The organism is Burkholderia sp. BCC1998 (assembly GCF_905339875.1).
In the GTDB taxonomy this organism is placed as follows: Bacteria; Pseudomonadota; Gammaproteobacteria; order Burkholderiales; family Burkholderiaceae; genus Burkholderia.
Genome location: NZ_CAJPHE010000050.1, coordinates 1 through 8,795, shown reverse-complemented (window position 1 = coordinate 8,795; position 8,795 = coordinate 1). Strand labels below are relative to the sequence as shown.

Genomic DNA, 8,795 nt, shown 5'->3' with positions numbered 1-8,795 from the left:
TCCTCGGTCAAACTCAAGACGGGTTGGCTAGCCGCTTACATACAAGGCGCGACGCGCATCCTTTGACTGCTGCTCACCTGCAATCCAGTGACGTTCGCTTTCCAAATCCCATCCCGTTACATGGACAAGGACGTGGGTCAATTGCTGACCCGTAGTATCACAGCTTCTTCGCTTTCGACTCAGGGGCTTCTTTGTCGTACAAGTTATTGACCAACACGCCAGCGACGACAAAGCCACCGTCAATGGGCAACGTATGTCCAGTGATGTAACTGGCCTGATCCGAGCACAAGAATAGGATGCCGTCGGCGATCTCGTCAGGCGTTCCATAGCGATGCATTGGGACCATGCCCTCATAGGTAGATCGCGTTTCCGCACTATGGTTTGCCAGCGCAAGTGGTGTGTCGACTGGGCCGGGAGCGACTGAGTTAATCGTGACCCCCCAGGGGGCGGCTTCAATGGCAAATTGCTGCGTCATTGCAATCAGAGCCGCTTTCGATGTGCCATATGCCATTCGACCAGTGCCCGCACGAAGTCCACTGATAGAAGAGATGTTGACGATCCTTCCCCAATTCGCCTTTCTCATATGTGGCAGTACGTATTGCATCAACAGCATAGGAGCGGTGACATTCACAGCCATCGTTGTCTGCCAATACTCCAAACTACACTCAAGCGCCGGAACCATCGCGCTAATGCCTGCATTGTTCACAAGAATGTTCGGCGGACCAAACTCCTCGGTCAAAGAATCAAGCGCATCGTGCAAGCGCGCACTAACCGCCAAATCCAAGACGCAACTCGCCGCCCGCCCCCCAGCCAATCGGATTCCGCGCACAACGGCCGCCGCTGCTTCGGCGTCCCTATCGAGAACGTACACGCTTGCGCCTTGGTCGAGCGCCAGCTTTTCGGCTGTTCGCCGGCCAATGCCACTGGCGGCACCCGTTACAAGGGCAACTCGCGAAGATTTCCGTGAATTCATCAGTTGTCTCCTTCTATGTTTCCGAGGGTTATGAAAGATATTGGACGTGATCTAGCACTTTGACTTATAAAAGAAGTGTGGCATCTCAATCTCTCCACTTCCATTTGTAGAATGAGCGGCTATCGCATGAATGGCCCCCAATGCGAACTTGCGATCGAGGACTCTTTTCACGTTCGCACTGAGGACCGACTTTAGACATGAGACCACACATCCTGTGCTGGGCCAGACAAATCAACCGCGGCGTCGGTCTCGATGGACATCTCTTAGTCCACGCGAAAAACGTCGTCAATGGTGGGTGCACGCCAGAAGTCCTCATTGCTAAAAGAGTTTGCTCAGCGGATCGCACCGTGCGTCAGCAAAGATAATCGCACGCATGTAGTTACTCTTTGGCAGTGGCAGCTTCTGCTACGGCCCCACAAACTACACGCACACGCCGACCCATCCCTCAGTTACGGCTTTTGTCAACCAATTTATTGGCTTTAATCCAAGGCATCATTGCGCGCAGTTTCTCACCGACGACCTCGATTTGGTGTTCGGCGTTCAAGCGGCGTCGACTCATCAATGTAGCTGCGCCGCTGGCACTCTCGAGTACAAAGCTCTTTGCGTACTCACCCGTCTGGATGTCGGCCAGGCACTGCTTCATCGCCTTCTTTGTCTCTTCCGTGACGACGCGCGGGCCCGTCACGTACTCGCCGTACTCGGCGTTGTTCGAGATCGAGTAGTTCATGTTAGCGATACCGCCTTCGTAGATCAGGTCGACAATCAGCTTGAGCTCGTGCAGGCACTCGAAGTACGCCATTTCAGGCGCGTAGCCCGCTTCGACCAGCGTCTCGAAGCCTGCCTTGATCAACTCTACGGTACCGCCGCACAGCACGGCCTGCTCGCCAAACAGGTCGGTTTCGGTCTCTTCACGGAAGTTCGTCTCGATGATGCCGGCCTTGCCGCCGCCATTGGCAATCGCATACGACAGCGCCAGATCGCGAGCCTTGCCACTCTTGTCCTGATACACGGCCACCAGGTGAGGCACACCGCCGCCCTGGGTATAAGTACTACGTACCGTGTGGCCAGGCGCCTTCGGGGCGACCATCCATACATCTAGGTCGGCACGCGGTTGCACGAAGCCGTAGTGAACGTTGAACCCGTGAGCAAAGACGAGAGAAGCGCCCTCCCTGATGTTAGGGGCAACGTCGTTTTTGTAGACGGTTGCGATTTGCTCGTCCGGCAGCAAGATCATGACGACGTCGGCCTGCTGCACGGCCTCAGCTATCTCGGCCACCTTCAGGCCGGCTTTCTCGGCCTTGGGCCAAGAAGCACCGTCCTTGCGCAGACCGACCAGTACATTTACTCCACTGTCATTCAGGTTTTGGGCATGGGCATGGCCCTGCGAGCCATAGCCGATGATCGCGACGGTGTTCCCCTTGATCAGACTAAGATCGCCGTCCTTGTCGTAAAAAACTTTCATGAAAAATTCCTTTCGGGTAATTGCTAGAGTTATGCCACAACGCGGGTCATACCGAACATAGCGAGCGCTGCTTGGACCACATCGCTCGCCTGAATGCGAGACACGACCTCAAGCGACTGTGCATATCCAACGGGAATACGTGGGGCGCCCATCCGGGCAATGCGGCAGCCTGTTGCCTGCGCTGCTGTCGCCGCGACTTCTGCACCAAATCCCGCAACCTGCACGGATTCATGCACGACTAACAAATTTCTCGTTCGCGCGCAGTCGGCAAGTACTGTCTCACGATCCCATGGCCAAATCGAACGTAAGTCAATGACACTTGCAGAAATGCCTTCAAGAGAGAGAACGGTATAGGCGCGTCGATTATGCGTTCCGGTCCAAACTCGGCCTGAAGGCCCTTGTACTGCTGGAAAATTCCACCGCGCCCGACGTCTTCCCCTACCACCACAACGCTCGGGTCCCGCATCATTGCATCGCGAAGCGCCTGCTGGGCGGCCTCCGCGTACGTGATCGTCTTCAGTACCATGTACCTGCCCCCACGGTCTGAACGTCTGTAAATGCATCAGCAGCCGGCGGCACAGGCGAAGCCTCCGCAAAATCAAGAGCTTCTTGCAGTTCCTGTTCAACCTCCGCGTTGACGCGGTCAATAAGAACCTGAGGTACCCTCTTTTCGACGAGGCGTTTCCTAGCCAGCCGCATCGGCTCCTCTCTAGCCGCAATTTCGATATCGACGGGGTCACGGTAGGCTTGCCCATCTGAAGAGAGGTGACCATGCATTCGCCGCGTAAGAGCGTGCATTAATCGCGGCCCATCCCCGGCCCGGATTTCTCCTACTAAGCGTTTTGCCAACTCGTAAACCGCTTCAACATCGTTGCCGTCGACACTTTCGGCTGGCACCCCTAATGCAACGGAACGCGCGACCACATCCTCTTCATGTCTGCGCCCTTCGCCAGGGTATGGCCATGGCCGCGGTGACTGCTAGTCAGAAGATCATCCCGCACGAGATGGGCGCAAACACCAGCCGCAACGCCCTCCTGACCAATGGATCCGTGCAGAGGTCCACGAATCTTTGTGCGTTCGTCAATTTTCTGACCAAGGACGGCAACACCGCCAATGCTGAGTTCTTCCGCCGCGAGCTCGAATGCGCGAATGCGCGCCATGCTGCGGTACAGGGAAAGTAGTTCCATAAGGTGAGGTTGGAGAAAGAGGCGAAGAGACCTCGCCGAGGTCAGAGAGCCATTTGCCCATTGGAGCGATGCCGACGTCGAAGGATGGGAGACACTCTGCGATCGAGTCTTTTTATACGAGACCAGGCAAAACACAAGAATGCCCGCCATCGACAGGCAAGCAAACACCCGTGATGAAGCGCGCTTCGTCAGAGGCGAGGAACACAGCCGCGTTGGCAATGTCCCACGGCGAACCAGGCTTCTTCATTGGCACCGCGTTACTCCGTGCCGCGACCATCTCCTCGATCGACGAATATTGAGCCGAAATTTGCTTGTATACCAACGGGGTGTCGATGACCCCCGGCATGATCACATTCGCTCTAATTCCTTGCGCCGCATACTGCAAAGCAATGGCGACGGTCGCTTGATTCACTGCGGCTTTAGAAGCGTAATAGGCGAAGTATGAGTACCCACTCCAACGAATTGCCGACAGCGACGAGATGTTCACAATAGCGCCGCTTTGCTGTTCAAGAAAGTAAGGTAGTACTGCTCGGACTGTTCGATGTATCGAACCGACATTGATGTCCATGGTGCGCTGGAACGCCGCATCATCGAGTTCCAGAGGGCCACCCGCAGGCGCAACTCCAACGTTGTTGTGCAGGATGTCCAGACGACCGAAGTGTTGAATTGCGGTCTGTACGGCTCTATTGATATCATCGGTTTGTGTCACATCGGCAACCACTGCAATCGCGTCATGGCCTTCCGCTTGGATTACCCGTGCGGCGTCCTCCGCCGCTTCGGCAATCCGGTCGACACAAATTACTGCAGCACCTTCCCGAGCATAAGCAACGGCGGTTGCCTTGCCATTGCTCCATTCGTTTGGCGGACCTCCCGCACCGAACACTATGGCTACCTTGTTCTTCAGACGATCAACCACGGTTTGTCTCCTTAATACTTTTAAAATTTGGAAACGATCATTGCCGAAATTCCTCACGCCACGAGCGTATCGGCATAACTCGATCATCGCACCAACGATTGATCAATCGAGTAAAGCCGGATATCTCGTTTAACCTGCTCAATGAGCATGCCTCAGACCGCAGGAACAGCACCAGCCCTAACCGAATCCTCAACGCACTGCACCGAGCGCGGGCAAATAGTCCGATCGTTTTTTATTGCGGCGAAGACGGACCTCAGCTCAGCCGACACCCACACGGTTCTCTGCGCTTCCCGCTCAACCATCCGAGAGAAAAAAATTTGCCGCTGCAGTAGTCGCTACTAGAAAGTAATGGTCCGCGCCAAGCATACGGCTTCCTTTTGACAAATAGCGATCACTGCGCTTTGGCGAACTCGACAGGTTCGATCAGCAGTTCAAACGTCACAAGGACCGGATTTTCACCCCGCCGGAGACGCCCCTCACTTAGCCCACCAAGATTGTCGACAAGAGAAACGTCGATTTGGGCGGCGAAGTCGCCCTCAGTGGTCGCCGAGACCAGCCCTTCGCGAATAAACACCTCGGTCACGAAGGGAACCACTTCGCGACCGTCATCGAACGTCGCACCAATAAGACTGCCAACGCCACCGCGCACCCGAGCGCGAGTAATCCCACGCGCTCTACATTCAGCTTCAAGCGCTGTGCAGAAATCCTCGTTCGGACGTACAGACATGGCGAACGCCCCACGCTCCTGAGGCGCAAAGGCAGCATCCGCAACTGGCTCGAACAGGGAGAATCCCGTTTCTGGGCTGGCGACAACTTCGAACGATGCTCCATCAAGCAACCATACCGATGCGTCGATCGGCTCGGAAATCACGGCGTCGTTCGGGAGTACGTGGCCACCAAGTCGCCGGCCACTGGCGTCATACCAAATACCGTGGCAATGAAGCCAAGGCTGTGATTGACGCTGACCCACCGTCACCGACGCACACTCCAGTCGGATAACTCCCTGGGGCCGGTACTGCTCGCTGAAGTACACAGCGTGATTCGGCGTAGACGAAAGGGCCGGCATGCAGTACGCGAAAGGATCAAAGCTTCCACCGTGAAGCCTAGCAACAGCGCTTTTCACATGGTTAGCCTCAAGAACAGAGGCCAACGTCGGAAGCAAGGCCTCGCCCGGTGGGAGCTTCACCTGAGCGTACCGGATATCGCAGTCAGCCGTGCAGCTCCGCTGTGGGGCAACCGGTCCCGGATGCTCAATGTGACGCATCACTTTTCTCCTTCACGATTTCAAGCTCCACGGAGACACCCCGTCGCGCAAGTTCATCTTTTACCAATCGCTTAGGCACTTTGCCATAGCCCGACTTAGGGAGCTCTTCCCAAAAATAGACCCTCTTCGGAATCTTGTAGCGCGCTATACGCGTGGACATCCAGTCGAGTAGCCGCTCCTCGTTCAGAGTCGCACCCGGTCGCAACACGCATACCGCGACGCCAACCTCCCCCCACTGATGGTCAGGTAACCCGAGAACGGCGACTTCGGCAACGTCCTCATGCGTAAGAATTTTTTCTTCGAGTTCACGAGGATAGATGTTAGAGCCGCCAGAAATATACATATCCGAGTGGCGCCCGGTGAGGTACACATAGCCATCGTGGTCCATGTACCCCAAGTCCCCAGTGCGAAACCAGCCATTACGAAACGCCTTCGCATTAGCAGCCGGATCGTCGTAATAGCCGAGAAAGACTGCTGGCCCCACAACGCAGATCTCGCCAGTCTCTCCATACGCCAGTTCATTTCCGTCATCGTCTTGAACCGACACCTCAATCCCGGTACGTTCATATCCACACGTGCCAGCACGAGCCACCGCACCTTCACCGCAGTGTTCCTGCGGAGGCAAGACAGTGATGTTGCCCGTCACCTCGCCCAATCCGTAGTACTGCACCAAAACGGGACCAAGCTTGTCAAGCGCGAGCTTCTTGTCGACCTCGTACATCGGCGCACCGGCGTACACGACGTAGCGCAAGCTCGAGTGGTCGCGCAAATCGACGCTGGGGTGTTCTACCAACATCTTCAGGATGGTCGGAACCGTGAACATGTTCGTAAGGCGATACTTCTCGATCAATTCAAACGCCTGATCTGCGGAAAACTTCTCGGAAGGTAGTAGCACGGTCTTCCCGCCCCGCGAAGCCATGATCAATTGATGCACCCCGGCTCCGTGCGAAAGCGGTGCGACGACCAGCGAGCCGTCGCGGTAATCAGTTCCCGGCAACAGGTCGGACAAGTGATTGTTGACCACGAAGGCCATCTGACCATGGGTAAGAACCGCAGCCTTTGGCTTGCCAGTGGTGCCCGAGGTGAATAGGAACCAGCATGGGGTATCGCGATCCACAGCGGCATTCGGCACAGTACAACCGAGTCCTGCTTCGACTAACTCAGCAGCACGGAGGCCGCCATCACGCGGCAACTCAGCGCCCGTGAGCCAAATTACCTGCGTCCTTGGCTGCGCCTTGCAAACAGCAGCGGCGTATTCAGGGAAGTCGCTTTGACACAAGAAAACCTGGCTCTTAGCCTTGCTCGCGATATAGACAACCTCGTCGGGCATCAGTCGAAAGTTCGTCGGAACCCAGATCGCTCCGAGTCGGAACGTCGCGAACATCGACTCGAACATTTCGTTGCTGTTTTTTGAGTGGACGAGAACGGTGCATCCCGGACCGACACCACGTTCGGCGAGGGCAGCCGCAAAGGCACTCACGCGTGCGTCAAACTCAGCCCAGGTCCAAGATTTATCGCCCCAGACAAAGGCGACGTGGTCAGACAACCGGCGCGCATTGTGGGTCGACCAATAGGCCAAATTCATCACCCGGGTCGACGTCGGCGTTTGAAAAACGGCAGTCATCGCGTGCGCTCCATGATCGAAACGTAGTTTGCCACCGCAGCCCCACCCATGTTGAATACGCCAGCCAGATTTGCATTGGGCAACTGCATACCACCCGCCTCACCGACCAGTTGCATCGCTGCCATGACGTGTTGCGAAACTCCTGTCGCGCCGAGCGGATGTCCGCGAGCCTTGAGGCCACCCGAAACATTGACGGGAAGCCGGCCGTCTTTTCTTGTCGTGCCCTCCCTGATCACCCGCCATCCCTGTCCGGCTGGTGCCAACCCCATAGCCTCGTATTCGATCATTTCGGCAGTCGTAAAGCAGTCATGCGTCTCCACCAGGCTAAGATCACTTAGATCTGCACCGGCACCCGCCAAGGCCTTTCGCCACGCGTGGCGCGCACCTTCAAATGCTGTCGGATCACGTCGCGACAGCGGCATAAAATCGTTCACCTGCACACGCGCCCTGAAGCCAATCGCCCGGCGCAGAGTTGCCGCCGTCTCTTCGTCCGCAAGGACCACTGCGGCAGCACCATCCGAAACCATCGAACAGTCGGTACGGCGCAGCGGACCAGCAACCAGCGGATTGCGCTCCGATACCTCATTACAGAAATCGAAACCGAGATCCTTGCGGACATGTGCAAACGGATTCTCCAATGCGTTCGCATGGTTCTTCGCGGCAATCATCGCCAGCTCTTCACTGTGGTTCCCGTACTTGTCGAAGTACGCCTGCGTGATTCGCCCGAAAATTCCTGCGAAGCCGGCGGGATTGTCCTCTTCTTTGCGATAGCACCCACTGAGCAAGATCCCCGGGATGTCACGTGAGGAGACGGCGGTCATCTTCTCTGCGCCAATGGCGAGCGCAATCCTGCCACGACCGCTCTCGATGAAGTCCGCCGCACTGTAGATCGCGGCAGTCCCGGTCGCGCACGCATTTTCCACGTGAAGCGCCGGAGTGAAGCGCAGTCCCGCGTTACCAAGCGCGACGAGCCCTCCCTCGAATCCCTGCGGCGTCAGCCCGTTGTTGAAGACGCCTACCGTGATGGCGTCAACTTCCGATGGCGCAACCTGGGCATGGTCAAGCGCAGCTGTAGATACGCGAGCAATCAGCGACTCGACGTCTGCATCGTCGAGCTTGCCGAACTCCGTATGAGCCCAGCCAACAATAACGGCACGTTTAGCCATGAACCAATCTCCTGATGAACAAACCGAATACCAACTTTGTTATTAGTTGGTCCGCATTTCGGACCTGCGTCTCGATGGTACAAACCTTTATTTGACAACGCAAGTTTAGGTGCTTAAATGCTTTCACGCAAATAAGTATAGATACTGGTCCGATATTTGGACCCACCAATCAAGACCATTTGCTAGAGGCGATCCACATATCG

The 8,795-nt window shown here is 56.3% G+C and carries 10 protein-coding genes; all 10 read right to left on the bottom strand.

What is annotated here, in order from left to right; translation table 11 throughout:
* Positions 1 to 157: 157 nt before the first annotated feature.
* The gene (locus tag U5A56_RS36505) at positions 158 to 973 is read right to left on the bottom strand and encodes an SDR family NAD(P)-dependent oxidoreductase (protein ID WP_257776107.1); all 816 of its coding nucleotides are present in this window, start codon (positions 971 to 973) and stop codon (positions 158 to 160) included.
* 445 nt (positions 974 to 1,418) lie between these two features.
* The gene (gene ilvC / locus U5A56_RS36500; protein WP_124665596.1) at positions 1,419 to 2,435 is read right to left on the bottom strand and encodes a ketol-acid reductoisomerase; all 1,017 of its coding nucleotides are present in this window, start codon (positions 2,433 to 2,435) and stop codon (positions 1,419 to 1,421) included.
* Between the two features lie 29 nt (positions 2,436 to 2,464).
* Positions 2,465 to 2,734 (bottom strand): transketolase C-terminal domain-containing protein, encoded by a 270-nt coding sequence (locus U5A56_RS36495; protein WP_257776109.1) that lies wholly within the window; start codon positions 2,732 to 2,734, stop codon positions 2,465 to 2,467.
* Positions 2,674 to 2,901, bottom strand: a complete 228-nt coding sequence (locus tag U5A56_RS36490) for a hypothetical protein (RefSeq protein ID WP_257776108.1) — start codon at positions 2,899 to 2,901, stop codon at positions 2,674 to 2,676. The genes U5A56_RS36495 and U5A56_RS36490 overlap by 61 nt, the downstream gene beginning before the upstream one ends.
* A gap of 50 nt (positions 2,902 to 2,951) precedes the next feature.
* The gene (locus U5A56_RS36485) at positions 2,952 to 3,359 is read right to left on the bottom strand and encodes a thiamine pyrophosphate-dependent enzyme (protein WP_308237857.1); all 408 of its coding nucleotides are present in this window, start codon (positions 3,357 to 3,359) and stop codon (positions 2,952 to 2,954) included.
* Positions 3,335 to 3,595: a thiamine pyrophosphate-dependent enzyme gene (locus U5A56_RS36480; RefSeq protein ID WP_308237858.1), complete on the bottom strand. Its 261-nt coding sequence runs from the start codon at positions 3,593 to 3,595 to the stop codon at positions 3,335 to 3,337. Before U5A56_RS36480 ends, U5A56_RS36485 begins: the two co-directional genes overlap by 25 nt.
* A 139-nt stretch (positions 3,596 to 3,734) precedes the next feature.
* The gene (locus U5A56_RS36475; protein WP_257776106.1) at positions 3,735 to 4,538 is read right to left on the bottom strand and encodes an SDR family NAD(P)-dependent oxidoreductase; all 804 of its coding nucleotides are present in this window, start codon (positions 4,536 to 4,538) and stop codon (positions 3,735 to 3,737) included.
* A 391-nt stretch (positions 4,539 to 4,929) separates the two neighbouring features.
* Entirely contained in the window at positions 4,930 to 5,409 is a 480-nt protein-coding gene (locus tag U5A56_RS36470) for a PCC domain-containing protein (RefSeq protein ID WP_257776105.1), read from the bottom strand.
* A 379-nt stretch (positions 5,410 to 5,788) separates the two neighbouring features.
* Positions 5,789 to 7,426, bottom strand: a complete 1,638-nt coding sequence (locus U5A56_RS36465; protein WP_257776104.1) for an acyl-CoA synthetase — start codon at positions 7,424 to 7,426, stop codon at positions 5,789 to 5,791.
* Entirely contained in the window at positions 7,423 to 8,592 is a 1,170-nt protein-coding gene (locus U5A56_RS36460; RefSeq protein ID WP_257776103.1) for an acetyl-CoA acetyltransferase, read from the bottom strand. Before U5A56_RS36460 ends, U5A56_RS36465 begins: the two co-directional genes overlap by 4 nt.
* Positions 8,593 to 8,795 lie beyond the last annotated feature (203 nt).